The sequence below is a fragment of the Mariniphaga sediminis genome (assembly GCF_003573545.1).
In the GTDB taxonomy this organism is placed as follows: Bacteria; Bacteroidota; Bacteroidia; order Bacteroidales; family Prolixibacteraceae; genus Mariniphaga; species Mariniphaga sediminis.
The window spans coordinates 44,813-62,335 of record NZ_QWET01000007.1; the positions used below are offsets into that span (position 1 = coordinate 44,813).

Consider the following 17,523-nt stretch of genomic DNA (forward strand, 5'->3'; position numbering starts at 1 on the left):
TATTATAGTAGATGAAATGTATTGTTTTGAAAAGAATTATTTGAAAAAGCCATTTTATCCACACGGATAAAATGGCTTTTTAATTACCAATTAGTATCCAGTATTTTGTCCTAACGCTGGGTTTATTTGTGTTTCCCTGTAAGGTATCGGATAAACTAATCTTTGTTCTGTTACATTAAATGAATTTGCTGGTAGAAAATCATACAAGTTTTTCATCCGTTGGCCATATGCAGACATAACTTCAATCGCTTTCCCCGTCCGAATAAGATCTGTCCAACGATGATTTTCGAAAGCTAATTCATGGCGCCTTTCATTGAGAACATTATCTAATGTCGCTTCATCCAGATCGGGAAGCCCAGCTCTGTCTCTTACCTCATTTAAGAATGGAAGTGCTTCATCGTTTTTATTCTGTTGTACTAGATTTTCTGCTAACAACAATAATGCATCTGCATACCGAAAGACCGGCCAGTTCTCACCTGTATTATTAGGTCTGCTGTAAGGACCGTGTAAATATTTCGAAATAAATGGGTAATACACTTTATCCGGTTCAGGAGTATAATCTCCAACATCTTTTATTGCGAGACAAATAACCGGATCAAAGTAGGGATCTCCTCCATTTAATGTCCCCTCAATAATTTTTATTGATGCTGGTAATCTTAAGTCATCTTCTTCATAAGAATCTATAAATTCCTGATTGGGAACATTCCAGCCACCAAGTGATGTATTGTTTACATTAATACCTGTTAAAATTCCGGTATTGGGTGTTTTTGGAAACATATAATAAATGAAATTACTTTGTTGCCCGTCATCTCCCTCTTTGTATTGAATATCAAAAATTGATTCCTTATGGTTTTTGTTTATAGGATCAAAAACGTCCGCATAGTTATCTAAAAGGTCATAATTCATACCAATAATATCTCTTAGTTCACTTTCGGCTAGTGAATATTCCCTGGATGGTTTAGACATATAAGTCTTGGCCAGTAGCATTTTTGCTGCTCCTTTTGTAGCCCTTCCGGATTGAGGAAACGAAGTTGCAATAGGAAGATTGGGAATAGCAGCCTCTAAGTCTTTTATTATTTGATTATAAACTTCTTCCGTTGTGGATCTTGGTTGGTATGATGTTTCTTCATTTAAAACCTCTTCAAGATATAACGGTACTCCGCCATAATGTGTGGCTAAATCAAAGTAGTAGAATGCTCTTAAAAATAAAGTTTCTCCTAAAATGCTTTTTTTTGCCTCATCACTAATATCAGCATTTTCAATACGTGATAAAATAGCATTGGTCCTTGATATTCCCGAATAATTGGTATAATACCGATTATTTACAGCAGTAGTTTGAGATTGATCGGTCCATTGGATAATATCTTCAACCCAATTCGCTGGTCCTCTATCCGGGGCATAGTAACGGAAGAACGTATTGTCTGACCTCATTTCATCCATATATAATCCAGGATAAACAAGTCCTCGAAGTGGTTCATAGGCCCCAACCAAAGCTAAATTGAAATGCGATTCTGTTTTGAAAAATGCAGCATCAGTTAAATTTGTTTCAGGAGATATTTTTAGAAATTCATCACTACATGAGTTTAATAAAAGTATTCCTAAAATTAGATAGTATAATATATTCTTTTTCATGATTCTTTTATTTTAAAAGTTTATATCTGCTCCTATCGTAAAAGTTCTCGGTACCGGATAGGGTGCAAAATCTCGCCCTTCACTAAGGCCGTTCAATCCATTTTGGCTGGCTTCCGGATTAGAACCTGGATAATTTGTTAATATAAAAGCGTTCTGTGAACTGACATATACTCTTGCACTTTTTATAATATTTTCAGATTTTAAAGGGATGGTATAGCCCAATACAATATTTTTTCCGGAGAGATAAGAACCATCAAAGATGTGTCGTGAATTATTAAAGCGGTGGAGTGGATTGGAATTGGCTCGGGGAAGCTCACCCTTTCCCGGATTCTCAACTGACCTCCATCGATCCAGGGCATCCGGTGTAACATTGAATACACCATCTATATTTTCTATTGACAACATGTCCCCTTTAAAGACATCTCCTCCTACTCTTCCTAATAAATGAATACTTAAATCGAAATTTTTATAGGAAAACTGATTGGTTATCCCAAATATAAAATCAGGATTTGGATCCCCTATAAACGTTTTATCATATGCCGCATCTATCCACCCATCCGGGACTCCGTCAGGGCCACTAATATCCTTTAGTCTAACTGAGCCAACATCAGAGCCTCCATAAACCGTAATCCAGGGTCCTTCTGCCAATTCCGCCTCATTCATGAAAACGCCTTCGTATACATATCCATAAAATTGTCCGATTGGATGCCCCACTTCTGTCCGGTTAAAATCTGAGTTTTCCTGGTAACCTCCAATTGGTGTGTCTTCGGTACCTAATTTTTTAACTAAATTACGATCCAGACCAAATGTCAATTGAGTATTCCATTTAAGCTCTCCTACCAAATTTCTTGTTTCCAGGCTAAATTCATGCCCCCAGAAGTCAAATTCTCCAATATTGGATTGAATATTTGAAAAACCGGATGCCCGTGGAATATCAACAGCATATAATAAACCATTGGTTGTTTTCCAGTAATAATCATATACAAAGAAAATACGGTCATTAAAAAGCCCGAGGTCTAACCCAATATCTCCCTGAACTGTTGTTTCCCAAGTTAATAAGGAATTGCCCAAATTGGATTTTGTTTTTCCCACTGCAACTGAATTATTGAATACGTAGTTAGCATTTCCAATTGAACTTAAATGAGAATAGTTCCCTATGTTGTAGTTTCCGACTTCACCATAACTCGCTCTAACTTTCAGGAAACTAATAGCATCAATATTTTCTTTGACAAAATTTTCCTCGGAAGCGACCCAACCGACAGAAACCGATGGAAATACACCGTACTTTTTGTTATCACCAAACCTCGAGGAACCATCACGTCTTATCGCAAAGGAAAATAAATATTTACTTTGATAATTATAGTTTAACCTTCCTAAAGCTGATAAAACAGAAAATTCTGACATGGAAACATTACCTAATCTTGAACCACTTGGAGCAGCAGTTACCCATGCAATTTCATCATCAGGGAATTGAGACCCGGAGATTGAGCTGTATTCACTTCTGACTTTTTGGGCAGTATAGCCTACTAAAAGATCAAAATTGTGTTTTTCATTGAAAGTCTTTTTATAGTTTAAAGTGTTTTCTATTTGCCAGTTCAATGAGTTCGAAGAACTATAACTACCTGCAGGTGGGTTCGGTGGCGCTACGAACATTTGCCCTTGGGCAGTAGATGGGCTCCAATACCTGTTTTTATAATTACCTAAATCAGCATCAGCTTTTAACTTGTATGTTAATCCGTCGATAATTTCATACTCAGCAAAAGCATTTACCAGAATATTCAAACGCTGAGTCGGATTTTCTCTTTCTGTATAAACCCTATACCAGTTAGGATTAGGGAACATACCTGGAGAAGAGAATCCAACGGGTAGGGTGCCATCCTCATTTTTATATTCTAATGTGGGGTCCATTATATAAGCAGATGAAACGGTGCTCCAGTATGCAGGAGAAAAACTGATATTATCGGAGTTTCTATATATCGAAGCCAGGTTTAAACCTAAGGTTAAATCATCAGAGATGTTAAAAATGTTATTGGCCCGTGCTGTGATTCTTTCAGCCATTCCGTTTATCATTACCCCCTCTTGCTTATTGTAACTTGCGTTAATAGACGATTTAACTTTTGCAGTACCTGTTGAAAGAGATAAGTTGTAGTTTTGTGTTAAGGCATTTGGATTCAATAAAATATCAAACCAGTCCGTGCCGTCATTAGGTCCATACTGTTCGGGATTTTGATATCTTTCTGGTACCTCCATTCCCTGGTCGCTATACCATTCGTTTTTGAATTGTGCAAATTGTCTGGCATTCATTACATCTGGTCTTCCTCTTTGAGGGACATTTGAGATTCCGCTATAAACATTTAGAGTAATTTGAGTCTTTCCTTCTTTAGCCTGTTTTGTGGTAACAAGAATTACTCCGTTGGCTGCCCGGGAACCATAGAGAGATGTAGCAGAAGCATCTTTTAGAACTGAAATGGATTCAATTTCATCAGGATTTATAGCTTCAAGCCCTGTGCTGGAGGCAAAGCCATCAATTACCACTAAAGGTGAATTTCCCGCATTAATGGAAGCTTGTCCGCGAATCCTAAATGTCATACCTGTCCCAGGGATACCTTCTGTCTGATAAATTCTTACACCTGGAAGTTTCCCTTGCAGTTTCTCTCCTAATTGATTCATTGGCATATCCTCCAAATCATCTATCCCTACTGAACTTACAGATCCCGTTAATTCTGCTTTTTTTTGCGTTCCGTAAGCAACAGCTACTACCTCTTCAATTCCAATCGACTCCTCCTCCATTTTTACATCGACTCTCGTCTTACTACCCAGAACCACTTCCTGTGTTCGCATTCCCACAAACGAAAATACCAGTGTAGCATTGTCAGGAATACCTGCGAGCGAATACTCTCCGTCGGCGTTGGTAACTGTTCCCTGGGTAGTACCTTTCAACACTACAGTAACGCCTGGCAGAGGTTGTCCGGATGTATCTGTTACTTTTCCTGAAACGGTTTTCTGCTGCTGATTTTCAGTCCAGAATCCAATGTTGTCCGGGTTTGACGCAACGGGTTTTAGAAGGATGAGGTGGTCGGAGCGCATAATAAAATCAATACCTTCTTTTTTAAACAAACTGGATAGAATTTGTTCCAGTGTTTGGTCTGTTACCTGCAAGTCTATTTTTCGTTCCACATTTACCTGCTCTCGCTGGTAAAAAAAACGAAAATCGCTTTGGTCTTCGATGTCGCGCAAAACTTCAACCACCCTTTTATTTTTTACATCGAAAGAGAACCGGGTAGACTGCGAGTAAACTGTCGCGGAAACGTGTATAAAACAAGTGGTTAATAGCAATAGAGTTAGTTTCATAATTCGTAACAGTTTTCGGTTTTTCCCAAAACTTGGGAAATTTACAATCTCAAATTTTTTCATACTTTTGTGAAATTAAGTGTTAGTAATTATGGTGCGACGGCCATCGCACCGTTATAAAAACGCATTCCGGCAGGTGTAACCGCATCTGCCGGTTTTATGTTGGTTAATAGTTTAGTTCACTTCATTGGCAATTCCTCCATTATCTTTTTTGAATGATTACTGTTTGTCCTTCAATTTTATACCTGATGGGCAGGGTTTCTGCAATCAGGTCAAGTACTTCAAGAATGGATTCATCGGTAATGGTAGAGTCGTAATGATAATTTAATACCACATTGTCAGCCACTTCTATATCCACACCGTACTTGCGTTCAAGGAGTACAAACAACTCTTTCAGATTCATGTTGATGAAGATGAGTTTATTATCTTTCCACGCCGTGAACATTTTAGGGATTACCGTTTGAACTGTAATGCCTTCATTTGGTCTGTAAGCTAACTGCTCTCCCGGTTGGAGTGTCTGGGGTTTATCTGTTGTTCCGTTGGCAAAGGAAGTAATTTGGACACTTCCTTTTTCAAGGGTTGTAGTCACTTCATTATCTTTGGGGTAGGCTTTTACATTAAATTGAGTGCCAAGTACTTTTACATCGTACAAAGGAGTGTGTACCACAAAGGGTTTCTTTTCATTTCGGGTTACATCAAACCATGCTTCGCCCGAAAGAAATACTGTGCGTTGTTTTTGTATTCCCGAAAGTAGGAAAGTGCCTTGTGTTTCTGTGTATTTTAATTCCGAGCCTGCATTAAGAAAAACAATCGTACTGTCAGGCAGTATCATTTGTGAAATAGACCCCTTGGGGGCGATGGCTGTGTAATATATTGGCTCCGACTTTTGAAGGTTATGTATCAGCAACCCGATAACCAGCCCCAAAATCAGGATTGCGGCTACCTTCAGGAAGTTCACTGTCCATTTCCCTGAAGAACTTCTGGGGTTGTTTGTTGCTCCTAAATGAATGCGGTGGTGTATTTTATCCAGGATCATTTCAGGATTTGAAAGGGGGGGAAGTTCTTTTATTTTACTTTCTTCCTCTTTCTCCCAGTATCTGAAAAGCACAGGACGGATTCCCAGGTTGCGGTTAGGATCAGCAAACAATTCCATCGCTTTCTCCAGTTCCTTACGATTACTTTCTCCCCTGACGTACTTTTCTACAATTTCTTTAATGTTGTTACTTTTTTGCATCCCTCTTTTTTCGCTTTGCCTGCAAGTTATCCAAAAATCCCCTTTTATTAAAAGGGGATTTTATATCAAACCGAACTAAACTAACCTATGAAAAATCAGAATTTTTATTCTGTTTAGAGGTAATACGAAAAAATGGGATTCTTCCCCCAAAAGAAAATTGATTTTTTTATTTTAATTATCCGAAAAGGGATAAAAAAAGTAAAACCGCCAGAATATCTTCTCCCAAATGGGTCTTAATATGTTTGAGTGCCAGGTTAATCTGATTTTCCACTGTTTTGGTTTTAATTCCCAATTGTTCTGCTATCTCTTTGTGAGTCAGTCCTTTTTCACGACTTAACCGATAGATTTGTTTTCGTTTCTCGGGAAGTTCTGCCACTGCTTTTGAAATTTCTGTCTCTAAAGTATTGTAATCGATTTTGTTTTCCTGGAGAATAGCATGTTCCTCAAAGTGCTTTTCAAGAGATTTTCGGAATTCGCGATCTTTTAACCGGAAACGCAACTGGTCTATTATCAGGTGATACGAGATAGAAAAGAGGAAGGCTTTAAATGATTTAGACGAATCTATTTTACTCCGGTTTTCCCAGATTTTATAAAAAGCTTCCTGGATAATCTCCCTGGAGTCTTCTTCATTTTTTAATAAAGAAAAAGAGAAACGGTAAAGTTTGTCGCTGTACCTATAAAACAAACGGTCGAATGCTTCGGCTTCGTTGTTTTTTAGTCTTTCAACAAGAGTTTTTTCGTTTATGCCAGGTATATCAGCCATCCAATCCTGAAATTTCGGCTAATTTATAAAATAATAGGCACACAATATGAAATTTATTTGTTGACAGAAAAAATTCCAAGGAAGAATAAAAAAAGTTTTGAATCGTCAAGTACTTCTTTCAGCGCTTTCAACGCACGGGAGACCTGCTTTCTGGCGGAATCGTAACGTAGCTTCATAATTTCGCAAATCTGTTCGTAATCAAAACTGCAGGTGTATTTGTAATACAGAATTTCACGTTGTTTGGGGCTGAGCGCCGCCAGGGCTTTTTTTACGGCCTGTTCGCGCTGGTTAAGTTCTTCTTTATTTATCAGTTCATGTTCAAAAGAATAGACAATCTCTGCCGTTATTTCCTTGTCGTCTGTATATTCCAGGGGAACTTTTTGGTTTATGGTTTTGGCAAGCTTACGGCGGAAGGAGGCCATCAGATAAAAACGGATGTTGTCTGTCTCTCCCAGGTTTTTGCGGGTGCGAATGAGGTCGAAGAACAGATCCTGAATGGTGTCCTTAATCAATTCATCGTCCTGCGAAAATTTTTTGCCATAACGAAATAACATTTGAATATGACGGAAATAAATATGGGAAAGGGCGTAATTTTCACCCTTGATGAAGTCGTTCCATATTTGTTTATCTGATTTCATTAGATTTAGCAAGATCCAAAAATAAATGAAAATAGGTGAAAACAAAATAAAGAACACACCCTTTTATGTTAATATTTATTCTTCCTGCAATTCGTTTACCAGTGTCTTTTTGCGTAGGGAGAACCAACTCAGGCCGGCAATCCAGAGAATACCGTTCCCCAGAATAAGGGCAATAACCAGTGCAACCGTTTCGGGCGAAGCATCGGAGTGTGTAGAAAGGAATGCAGGCAAGGTTGCTATAACAGCGGCTACACAACCAATTAACACCCCGGATAACAGGAGTACAAGATATTCGCTGAACAGCAGAATAAAAAGCTGCCGGGTTTTAAAACCAATGGCCTGCATGATCGCGAGTTCGCGCCTGCGCTCCAGGATAGTGCGGGCCAGTATTACAGCCAGTCCAACAGTGCCAAGAATCATTCCCAGCGCTCCCAGCGCAAGGAAAATACTCAGGTAAGTATTTGTAACCGAATAAAATTCTACCAGTCGCCGGGCAGTCGGTTCCATCTCCCAGCCATAATCGCGGAAAAGTGTTTGTAATTCGTCGCCAATTTGTGGACTCTTTTCAGCTTCCCCGTCTATCAGAAAAATATGGGACCCGCTGTTACCCGGAAAGTGTTGAAGAAAATGTTCGTTTGAAATAATAATGTATCCCTGAAAAACAGAAGGCGTTGTTCCTGCAATGAGTTTTAACCGCAGGGTATCACCCTGTTCATTCTGGTAAAGAAGTTCGTCTCCTACATTTTTGCCTAGGCCCCACTGTATAACAGTTTGGTCGGCAATAGCCGGAACAGAGCCGTCGTCAAACTTTGTATCCAATGCTCTCCATGGTTCCCTGTCTCCTAATTCGGCGATGCGGGTGGCAAATGAAAACCGGCCGCTTAGTGTTTCAGGATCTACACCCAGGATGGCTGGTTGTTTTATACGGTTCAGATTGAGGCAGCTGGCATCGTCACCCTCAACCTTGCGGAACTGTACTGCTGTAAAATTTTCAGATATTCCTTCTTCGGCACGTTTCCCTTCATCATTTAAATTGTAAAGAACAGGCATCGTTGTTTCGGCAAAATAAAGGAACCCTCCGGTACCGCTTGATTTATCTTCGGCGTTGGCAAACAAATCGAGTTTATTCGAACCGGTGGAAACCACAATAAATGTTCCCAGCGCAAAAAGAATAACCACAGTGAGTGACCGTCCGGTGTTGCGGGGCAGGTTCAGCCAAACCAATTTATGCCACTTAAGCTGCCTCGGCTTTTGAGGACCGATGCGGGCCAGTACTTTCCGGAAAGCCAGCAACAATCCCAGTAACAGCAATCCTCCCGACAAGAAGAACAACCCGGTATTCAGTTCGTTGGAAACCATTATCTGGAAAAGAAAAATAATGAGGGAACCCCCCAGGCTAAAGTACATCAATCCATTCAGTAAAAAGTATCCCTGTTTTTTGAGTAACCGCTTTGTTCGCTTTTGCAATGGAGCCGTTTGTTGTTTTTGATAGCGCCGTAAGGAGATAAAAATGGCCCCCAGCGAAACCACCAGGCTAATTCCCATCCCAGCAACCAGTGTGGCAGGATAAATCCGGATCAGAAGTATATTGGTCCTTACAATTTCAAACCACAGCGTATTCAAAATACGGAAAACGGCGGAAGTGTAAAAAACCGATAACGCCAGTCCGATCAGCGTACCTGCCAGCGAAATGACAAGTCCTTCCAGCAAAAAGAAACTACGTACCTGTTTCGTCTTAAATCCGAGCGAATCAAGTATCCCAACTTCGGCCGACCGGGTTTCTAAGTTTAACCGAAAAAGTAAGGCGGTTAAAACAATGGCAGCAACCAGGATAAAAAAGCTGAGTCCGAGGAACAACCCGCTGAAATCGGTCCCGTTGCGGGCAGCCTGGATCCCTTGCTCGCGAACCGGCTCCACCAGTATCCCCAAATCAGCTGGGTGAATTTCCTGAGAAAAAGCCTCCCGGAACTTTGATGCATCATACTGTTCCACAGGGAAACGTACGGCCGTGTAAATTCCAAACCGGTTTTTCCATAATTTACTCGCTTCTGTAAGCGAAATGTACGCTTTGGGCGCTCCTTTCCATTGATTCCAGTAAGCTTCGTCCTTTTCGCGAATAGCATCCATGTTTATGGGGACCCCGGCTTCCCACTCCCGGCAGTGCCCTGCATTTGAAAGTCCCGGTAAATAAGGCATGCGTGTGGGGTCAGCCCACTGACTGGACATCGGCACTATCGCCTTTAATACAAATTTGGCCTTCTTATTTATTAGTTTACGCAGCGGCCCTATTTCAAAATATTTTAGCCGAATGGTATCTCCGGGAGTTGTCTTCAAATCGTCGGCAGCCCATTGGTTTAGAATTATTTCATTATCTGCCAGTTGTTTTCCGGAAAGAGACGAAACAAACGAGTAGGGGATTGAATGGGATTGAAGGAGATTAGCAGTGGATTTATTTTCCTGGGTTTTTTCAATTTCATTTACAAAATAGGTAATCACCGGGTTCGCCCCCGGAAGCTGTTTCAGTGTTTGCGCCACTTTCGGCTCCATAAAAACACGGTGGGTTGAGATTTCCATTTCCCCCGTAGCTTCAATTCTTTTTACAGCGAGACCCGCGTCGGCAGGCATAAGCGATTGGTCAACAATTTTTTGTATTTCATTTGTTTCCAGGCTGGAAGAAACAAGGATGTTGTTTGCTTTCCCGCTGAAATCCATCATTTCATTCAGCCGTTCCATGGAAAGGAAAATATTATAGGGGGCTGACTGCGAATTTTTCAAACTGAAACGGCCGAGCTCTTCACGTGTCAGTATTTTTTTGATAGTTGCCCGTAACGAAATGCTGCTTTCATCATCAGAAACAAAAGGTGCATTCAGGGGGATCAGGCTTGCTTTTTTTACCCGTACCAGCAAATTGTCGCCTTGTCCCACCTGTAGCCTTTCAGCCAGGTTTCGGCTGATGGCTATTTCGTTGTTTTTTAAATGACTGAATAGTGTGTCGTTTGCAATTTTGCTGAAATTTTTGTCAACTCCTGCCACCTGCACCCGGTTGGCACGGCGTTCTCCGCCTCCTGAAACAGCCACTCCTTCAAGCAGTAAAACCGGAGTAGCCTTTATTTCCGGATTCAACTTTTCCATTTCACTGGCCATTTCCTGCCGGAAGTAGCGTTCCCGCACTGTTACCAAATGGGTTGTTTCGCCCAACCGGTAAAAGGCAGCCTGCTCCAAACTGTAGCGCACTGAGTCCCCAATGATGAGTGATCCGGTGAGGACAGTGGTACTTATAGCTACCCCCAGCGCTACCAGTAAATTGGCTTTCAGGTAGTGAAAAAACGATTTTATGATGTAGCTAAATTTCGTCATTCATTTTTATGTTTGACACTGTTGTCGTCCTGCAGCTGCCTGGCCTGTTAGTGTTTAACCTTTTAAGGAATCAACTAACTTCCCATTTTTTAGTTGAAATTTTTTATCCATACAATCGGCCAGTGCAGTGGCGTGTGTAACGGTTATCAGCGTAACACCTTCTTCTGCGCTTAGCGTAAGGAGCAAATCGGTGAGGGCGTTGGCATTTTCCTCATCCAGCGCCCCGGTGGGTTCATCGGCCAGCAAAAGTTCGGGCTTGTTTACAAGAGCCCTTACCACGGCCGTACGCTGGCATTCACCTCCTGAAAGTTGCGATGGCTTTTGGTTACGTTGCCCGGTAATTCCTACTTTTTCAATGAGGTATTCTGCCCATTCCTTTTGTTCCCGGGAAATACTTTTCCCTTGCGGAAGTAGTGGTAAAAGTACATTTTCAAATAATGTTAACTGAGGCAACAGGTGATGCATCTGAAAAATAAAACCCAGATGCTGATTCCGGAAACCGGCCAGTTCCTGTTTGGAATAGGAGGTAATATCTTTCCCCTTAAACAGTACCTTTCCTTCGCCGGGTGTATCCATGGCACCCATCAGGTTGAGCAGGGTCGTCTTTCCCGAACCGCTGGGGCCGACAATGGAAATTTTATCGCCTTCGCTTACCTCCAGGTTCAACCCGTTTAAAACCGGACGGTAGCTGTGGGTGTTTGGTTCACCGTAGCCTTTTACTATGTTTTGCAGTTGTAGCAGCATATTCTTCAGTCAGTTTTATTTACATACGTTGACTATGTTCAGTATTTATTCTCTTTTTTCAATGCAAGTAATTATTATTCTTCTGTAACTACATTGTTCTGCCTTTTCATAATCCAGGTATATAGGGATAGGAAACTCTCTATCTTCTGCTGGTCCAAGGATTTCTTCGAAATTTGGTATGTGATCAGTCAAAAATGTTTGTCCATTAATTTCTATTTTATAGCCCCCGCAACAACCACACCTTGTGTGGTCCACTCCAGTAATAACTCCCATATAATCGCAATTGGAATTTTTTACGACGGCTCTTTCTCTCAAATTGTTTTGCTCTACAACTGGATGGTTGTCCGTTGGTATTGCCAGATATGCAGTGCATCCAGGCACATTCAACGATATTAAAATTCCAATTAGTCGTAATCGATATTTCATTTTTTATTGCCTTTGCCCATATTGAACACAACTTTTGTATAAAGTTATAATTTCTTCCGCATGATTTTGGATATTGAATTTTTCTTTTACACCGCTATAACCAGCCTGACTGAGTTGCTCCAGCTTTTCAGAATCGGATAGCAGTTTAGCCCAGGTTTCGCTCAGCTTTTCCGGAGTGTTTGGCTGATATATTATACCGCCCCCTGCGAGTTCCGCAATTTCAGGGAAAGCCCCCAATGCCGGCTGGACGACCGGGACGCCTGATGCCATCGACTCCAGCAGGTAAATTCCAAATGCTTCGCCTATGCGTACCGGCACCGAAATCAACGCTACGTTTTTAAAGAATTCGTGTACCGCTTCGTCTTCAAATTCCGGTAGTATTTCAAAAAAATCGTTGAGGTTGTTTTTCTTTATTTTTCGTTTCTGTTCTTTTATAAATTTTGAGTCATCGCCCGTTGAGCCTCCTGTTGCCATAAGTTTGACATCCTCAAAACCGGGTTGCTTTTTCAGTTCGATAAAGGCATCTACCACAATGTCAAAACCGTTTTCATAACACATCCGGGAAATGTATCCTACATTGCGTGGTTTTTTTGAGGCAGAGATGAAGGTGTAATCATTCACTTCCACTCCGAGATGAATAGTTTGCACCTTTTCTTCCGGTAGTTTCATGCTTTTTTTCATTTTCTCTGCAAAAAAATCACTTACGGCTACCAGCATATCTACATCTTCGGAACGTGTGTGCATCAGGTTCCAGATTTTCTCGCGGAAGGTGGGATGTACCGCGTCCACCCACACATCTTCGTCCTGCAATGAACAGACTACCGGAACACCGATTTTTTCCTTCAGCCGTTTGGCAAGTCCCAGCAGCAGTGCATTAGACAGGTGAATGATATCGGGTTTGCAATGTTCGGCAATCCAGGACACCATGTGTTCCAGTTCTTCCTTTTGTTTGCCTTGCTCTCCCAGTAACATGGAAATGGTCATATCTTCCAGTCCGCTGGCCCGTGTGGAGCCTGCCATGGACGCGGCGAGCTTCATCATGGGTTTGGAGTTGAGTAAATTGTCAAACCATTTTGGGGCTTTCCGAAAAACAGGGAAAACCTGTTTTAGATAAGTGCTGATGGCACCGTAAAAGATCGGAACATCAGAAATATCATGTTCATCGGCAAACAACGGGAGGTACATGGGAATTTTGGTCACCTGATGTCCTTCGGCGCGCAAGGCATTAAAATACTTGCTGTCGCGTAAGCAGTTGCCGCAGTAGAAACTACCTCCTGAACCCGGTATAATCTGGATGATATTCATTTTCTGTTTTTTTTAACCACCGCGACGCAAAAAATGTTGCGCCTTACGGTTAATGTTTCAGTTTCCAAAACAATACACCAAACCATCGTAAGCGCCTACATATATCCGATCGCCTGCAACGGCCGGGTTGCTGATAATCTGGCTGCCTATTTCATACGTCCACACAACTTTTCCGTCAAATAAACCGACCAGCACCAAATCGCCACGCATATTGGGCACAATCACTTTGTCTTTCGTTACTACCGGCGAGGCTTCCACCCGGCTTCCTGTATTGTATTCCCAAAGCTTCTCCCCGTTGTTTTTATTAAAACAGTACAAAAGTTTATTGTGGTTGGCGATGAAAATGCGGTCGCCCGAAATAGCCGGGGAGGCCAGAAAAGGCAGGTTTGTTTCAGTATCTTCCCACACCCAGGTAGTTTTTCCCTCTGCGATGTCCACCTCAAAAAAACGACCATCGTAATCACCGAGATACGCTTTTCCGCTTTCTACTGCCGGCGATCCGGGAACATAAGTAGCCACATCAATTTTTTTATCGGCTTTTCCGGTTTGCACGTCCACTACATGTAAAAAACCATCGCAGCCGCCGAAAAATATCTTTCCGTTCTGGCAGGCGGCTGCCCCGTTAATAAAATTGTCCGATTCATATTTCCACTTCGCCGTTCCGGTATTAGCATCCACACAATGCAGGTAGTAATCATAACTTCCCACAAAAATATAGGTGGTGCCCCCATCTTCCCACCAGTTTGCTGAACCGATAATCTGGTTGTCAGTTTTGTATTCCCATTTTTTTTCTCCGGAATTTAAATCGAGGGCAAACAGGCTTCCGTCCAGATTACCCGCATAAACCGTATTTTTGTGAATAAGCGCCGGGGCCTCAATTGCATTTCCGGTTTCAAACTTCCAAAGAAGTTTTCCTTCCAGGCTGAGGCAATAAATCAACCCGTCGGTGGAGCCAATCACTACCTTCCCCTGATCAATTACCGGTGCCGATTTGATGTTGTCGCCCGTTTGAAAAGTCCATAGAAGTTTGGGGTGATCCGGGATTTTGGCACCGGAAATCCCATTGAGCTGCTGATTCCCCCTGAATATTGCCCAGGAGCTGGATGACTGGGCAAAAGTGTGGTGTGCAAGCAGCAAAAATAAAAAGGTAAATAATGTATTTAATCGAATCATTTTCATCGGATTATTGAACCCCTCCGGGGTTCCTGTTTCTCTCTGCATGTGTTCCGCAGGTTGTACCTGCGGCTATTGTTGTTGAACCCTCCGGGTTCCGGTTTGTATTGTCATTCGACCAATTGCTTCTCCATAACACTTATTGTGTTTTCATTTTTGTTTCAGCTCAATGGCCCCTGTCGGACAGCCTTTGGCTACTTTCAGGGCAGTTTCCGTAAGCGCCTGTTTCAGCTCTTCATTGAATGGCACTCCGATTTCCACATCAAACCCGCGGCCAATGTATGTGAACCCGAATCGTTCCCCGTATTTTTCCGTAAGCCGGACACAAATGCCACATTTAATACATTTTTGTGGCTCGTAAATCAGGGAGGTGTGGGTATTCAGCTTTGTAATTTTACGGCGCTCACTGGTTTTAAAGCGGCGCTGATCGACCTGATAGCGATCGGAGTAAATCCGAAGCTTACAATCATCGATAGCCCGGCAGTCACAATGCAGGCAACGTTGAGCCTCGGCAATGGCTTCTTCGCGTGAAAATCCGTCCGTCCCCATATTTTCAGGAAACACTCTTTTTCTTTCAACCGATTCTTTCAGGTATTCCGAAAACTCTTCGTTCACCAGTTTGCCAAACCGTGAGTTAAAGATGCGCGGTTCGCCTTTTACGGGTTGGTTGTTCAGATATTGCCAAACAGAAAATGCCACTTCCTTTCCCTGACCCACCGAACGCACTGCTAGTCGGGATGTTCGCAGGGCATTGCCGATGGCAAATACATTTTCAGCCGAAGTCTGGTAGGTGTTTCTGTCAGCTTCAATTCCTTTCGGAGTGGTGTTTAATCCAAATACTTCTGCATTTTCAGAAACGGAGCCGGTGGCAATCACAAAAGCATCAAACTCATTCTGCATGATTCGAAACATTTCAGTATTGATTGTTTTTCCCCCGTGAAAATCGACTCCGGTTTTTAAGATGGTTTCAATCTCTTTATCGAGTACTTCCCGTGGCAGCTTTTCTTCACTGATTTCCGTCCGGATTTGGCCGCCAGCTTTTTCGGCTTTGTCAAATAGTGTAACCTGTATTCCTCTTAGCTGCAAATAATAGGCTGCTGACAAACCTGCGGGGCCGGCGCCAATTACAGCTACTTTCCAGTCTGTTTTTGGAGCAGGAATGATTTTCGGTTCCATCCCTTCATCACCCACATACCGTTTGAGCAGGCAGATAGAAACTGCTTCATCTACCGTTTTGCGGTGACAGGCACCTTCACAAGGAGCCGGACAAATGCGTCCTAAAACGGCCGGTAAGGCAATGTCACGTTTTACAACCTCCAGCGCGTCATCAAACTTTCCGGCGGCAATCAGCCTGTTCATTAGCGGAATGTTCATGTGGGCCGGACAGGCAATGTGGCAGGGCGCTTCACAGTCGCCTACATGTTCGCTGAGCAGCAGTTCCAGCGCCGTTTTTCGGGCTTCAACTACTTCATCATCGTCGGTAACCACATCCATATGCTCAGCAGCCTGAATGGAACAAGAAGGAAAAAGCTTGCCATTTCTGGTATCTTTCACGAGGCAAAGCATGCACGATGTAAAGTGCTCCAGCTCGTCATGCCAGCACAGGTTGGGAACTTCTATACCCACCTGCTGTGCGGCTTTCATCACCGAAGTGCCTTCTTCCACCCGAACTTCCTTGTTATTTATTTTTAGTGTAATCATGTTTTTGTTTACAAAGGCGCCGGAAACGTTCCCTTTATCTATTCCCGAAAACCCGGTGCTTTCGGTTTTAGAGGCAAAATCAAAAGCTTATCGTATTCGTTTTCGTATGGCCGGATAAAGATTTTCGGCGATTCTCAGAAAACCCATATCGGTTAAATGAACTCCATCTACTGTTGCTTCATTATCGTCTCCAATCAGTTTGTCTGCCTTTACGTAGTAAATATTTTTGTCTCCGTCTTTTTTCCTTTCCTGAAAGATTCGCTTCAGCGTTGCATTTTCTTCCTGTATTGCTTCAAATACTTTCTGATCAAAATGCATGTGCGGGTAAAAAATATTCTCAACAAGAATGATTGGTGTTTCAGGTTTCTTTTCCCGGATAATTTCCAGGAACCGGGAATAATTTTTATTCATTAGCGCTACATCCACATTAGGCAAACAATCAATTACAAAACAAGAGGCAGGGATAGAAGCCATTGCTTCGGCAATCTCAAGATCGAGCCTTCCATTTCCACTGAATCCCAGATTAATAATTTCCCGGTCAAGCATCCGCGATAAAATATTGGGATACGACATGCCGGCCCTGGAAGCACAGCCCCCCTGGGTGATACTGGTTCCGTAAAATACGACAGGACTTCCTGTTTGCGGAGAATTAACCATGGGAGGATTAATCTCCGAATCCATTGTTACTCCAATTTCCAGACTTTTTAATCCGTCGTAAAGCGGTAAGTAGAGCATGTATTCCATCTCCTCGCCAGGCATGTTTTTGATAATCACAGCCGTGGTGGATTTTTCTTTCGGCCGGGCAGAATTAACAAATTGCCACTTTCCGTTTTTCAGGCAGTACAAGTCCAGCCCTTTTATACCGGTCATTGTAAAGTGGTTCATGAACACATCCTTTGTAACTTCCCACTTTGCTGCAATTAATGGAGAGTTTGTGCGAAAGCGAATGGCTAAGCCACTCGGGTTTTTCGATAATCCCCAAACCGGGGGGCGGGTTATTTTTTCCAGGCTGGCCGGCAACCGTTCGTAACGCGTTTGGGTATCGTCAAATCCTTTTCCAATAACCGGCAGCGTGGCTGCATCTACATATTTTAAACTGTCGACAGAAGACGTTAATCCAATAATGGGTAAAAACAAAGCAATAATCACCAACAAATTTCTCATTCTATTCAATTTTTTATATCTGTACAAAATATAAA

The 17,523-nt window shown here is 42.2% G+C and carries 12 protein-coding genes; all 12 read right to left on the reverse strand.

From position 1 onward, the window contains the following. Positions 1-90 precede the first annotated feature (90 nt). A complete protein-coding gene (locus tag D1164_RS10565) occupies positions 91-1,632 on the reverse strand; it encodes a RagB/SusD family nutrient uptake outer membrane protein (protein ID WP_119349949.1) in 1,542 nt (513 codons plus the stop codon). Between the two features lie 12 nt (positions 1,633-1,644). Further along, positions 1,645-4,983 carry a TonB-dependent receptor gene (locus D1164_RS10570; RefSeq protein ID WP_172594426.1) on the reverse strand — a complete coding sequence of 1,113 codons (3,339 nt, stop codon included), beginning with the start codon at positions 4,981-4,983 and terminating at the stop codon, positions 1,645-1,647. Between the two features lie 202 nt (positions 4,984-5,185). After that, on the reverse strand, positions 5,186-6,217 hold the full coding sequence (locus D1164_RS10575; protein WP_119349951.1) for a FecR family protein: 1,032 nt from the start codon (positions 6,215-6,217) through the stop codon (positions 5,186-5,188). A 175-nt stretch (positions 6,218-6,392) separates the two neighbouring features. Continuing rightward, positions 6,393-6,980, reverse strand: coding sequence for an RNA polymerase sigma-70 factor (locus tag D1164_RS10580; protein ID WP_119349952.1), 588 nt, complete (start codon positions 6,978-6,980; stop codon positions 6,393-6,395). 53 nt (positions 6,981-7,033) lie between these two features. After that, positions 7,034-7,618: an RNA polymerase sigma factor gene (locus D1164_RS10585; protein ID WP_119349953.1), complete on the reverse strand. Its 585-nt coding sequence runs from the start codon at positions 7,616-7,618 to the stop codon at positions 7,034-7,036. 75 nt (positions 7,619-7,693) lie between these two features. Continuing rightward, positions 7,694-10,975 carry an ABC transporter permease gene (locus tag D1164_RS10590; protein ID WP_119349954.1) on the reverse strand — a complete coding sequence of 1,094 codons (3,282 nt, stop codon included), beginning with the start codon at positions 10,973-10,975 and terminating at the stop codon, positions 7,694-7,696. 54 nt (positions 10,976-11,029) lie between these two features. After that, the gene (locus D1164_RS10595) at positions 11,030-11,719 is read right to left on the reverse strand and encodes an ABC transporter ATP-binding protein (protein ID WP_119349955.1); all 690 of its coding nucleotides are present in this window, start codon (positions 11,717-11,719) and stop codon (positions 11,030-11,032) included. Between the two features lie 45 nt (positions 11,720-11,764). Then, positions 11,765-12,145, reverse strand: coding sequence for a hypothetical protein (locus tag D1164_RS10600; RefSeq protein WP_147372151.1), 381 nt, complete (start codon positions 12,143-12,145; stop codon positions 11,765-11,767). Between the two features lie 3 nt (positions 12,146-12,148). Beyond that, positions 12,149-13,450 (reverse strand): glycosyltransferase family 4 protein, encoded by a 1,302-nt coding sequence (locus D1164_RS10605; RefSeq protein ID WP_119349957.1) that lies wholly within the window; start codon positions 13,448-13,450, stop codon positions 12,149-12,151. Positions 13,451-13,507: 57 nt separating this feature from the next. After that, a complete protein-coding gene (locus tag D1164_RS10610; RefSeq protein ID WP_119349958.1) occupies positions 13,508-14,671 on the reverse strand; it encodes an outer membrane protein assembly factor BamB family protein in 1,164 nt (387 codons plus the stop codon). Positions 14,672-14,773: 102 nt separating this feature from the next. Then, positions 14,774-16,324: an FAD-dependent oxidoreductase gene (locus D1164_RS10615; protein WP_119349959.1), complete on the reverse strand. Its 1,551-nt coding sequence runs from the start codon at positions 16,322-16,324 to the stop codon at positions 14,774-14,776. 87 nt (positions 16,325-16,411) lie between these two features. Then, complete coding sequence (locus tag D1164_RS10620; RefSeq protein WP_119349960.1) at positions 16,412-17,488, reverse strand: SGNH/GDSL hydrolase family protein; 1,077 nt, start codon at positions 17,486-17,488, stop codon at positions 16,412-16,414. Positions 17,489-17,523: the final 35 nt, after the last annotated feature.

Coding starts and splice junctions, on each gene's coding strand:
- D1164_RS10570 (WP_172594426.1), bottom strand. CDS start 4,983: ATGAAACTAACTCTATTGCTATTAACCACTTGTTTTATACACGTTTCC.
- D1164_RS10590 (WP_119349954.1), bottom strand. CDS start 10,975: ATGACGAAATTTAGCTACATCATAAAATCGTTTTTTCACTACCTGAAA.
- D1164_RS10610 (WP_119349958.1), bottom strand. CDS start 14,671: ATGCAGAGAGAAACAGGAACCCCGGAGGGGTTCAATAATCCGATGAAA.
- D1164_RS10595 (WP_119349955.1), bottom strand. CDS start 11,719: ATGCTGCTACAACTGCAAAACATAGTAAAAGGCTACGGTGAACCAAAC.
- D1164_RS10600 (WP_147372151.1), bottom strand. CDS start 12,145: ATGAAATATCGATTACGACTAATTGGAATTTTAATATCGTTGAATGTG.
- D1164_RS10605 (WP_119349957.1), bottom strand. CDS start 13,450: ATGAATATCATCCAGATTATACCGGGTTCAGGAGGTAGTTTCTACTGC.
- D1164_RS10585 (WP_119349953.1), bottom strand. CDS start 7,618: ATGAAATCAGATAAACAAATATGGAACGACTTCATCAAGGGTGAAAAT.
- D1164_RS10580 (WP_119349952.1), bottom strand. CDS start 6,980: ATGGCTGATATACCTGGCATAAACGAAAAAACTCTTGTTGAAAGACTA.
- D1164_RS10565 (WP_119349949.1), bottom strand. CDS start 1,632: ATGAAAAAGAATATATTATACTATCTAATTTTAGGAATACTTTTATTA.
- D1164_RS10620 (WP_119349960.1), bottom strand. CDS start 17,488: ATGAGAAATTTGTTGGTGATTATTGCTTTGTTTTTACCCATTATTGGA.
- D1164_RS10615 (WP_119349959.1), bottom strand. CDS start 16,324: ATGATTACACTAAAAATAAATAACAAGGAAGTTCGGGTGGAAGAAGGC.
- D1164_RS10575 (WP_119349951.1), bottom strand. CDS start 6,217: ATGCAAAAAAGTAACAACATTAAAGAAATTGTAGAAAAGTACGTCAGG.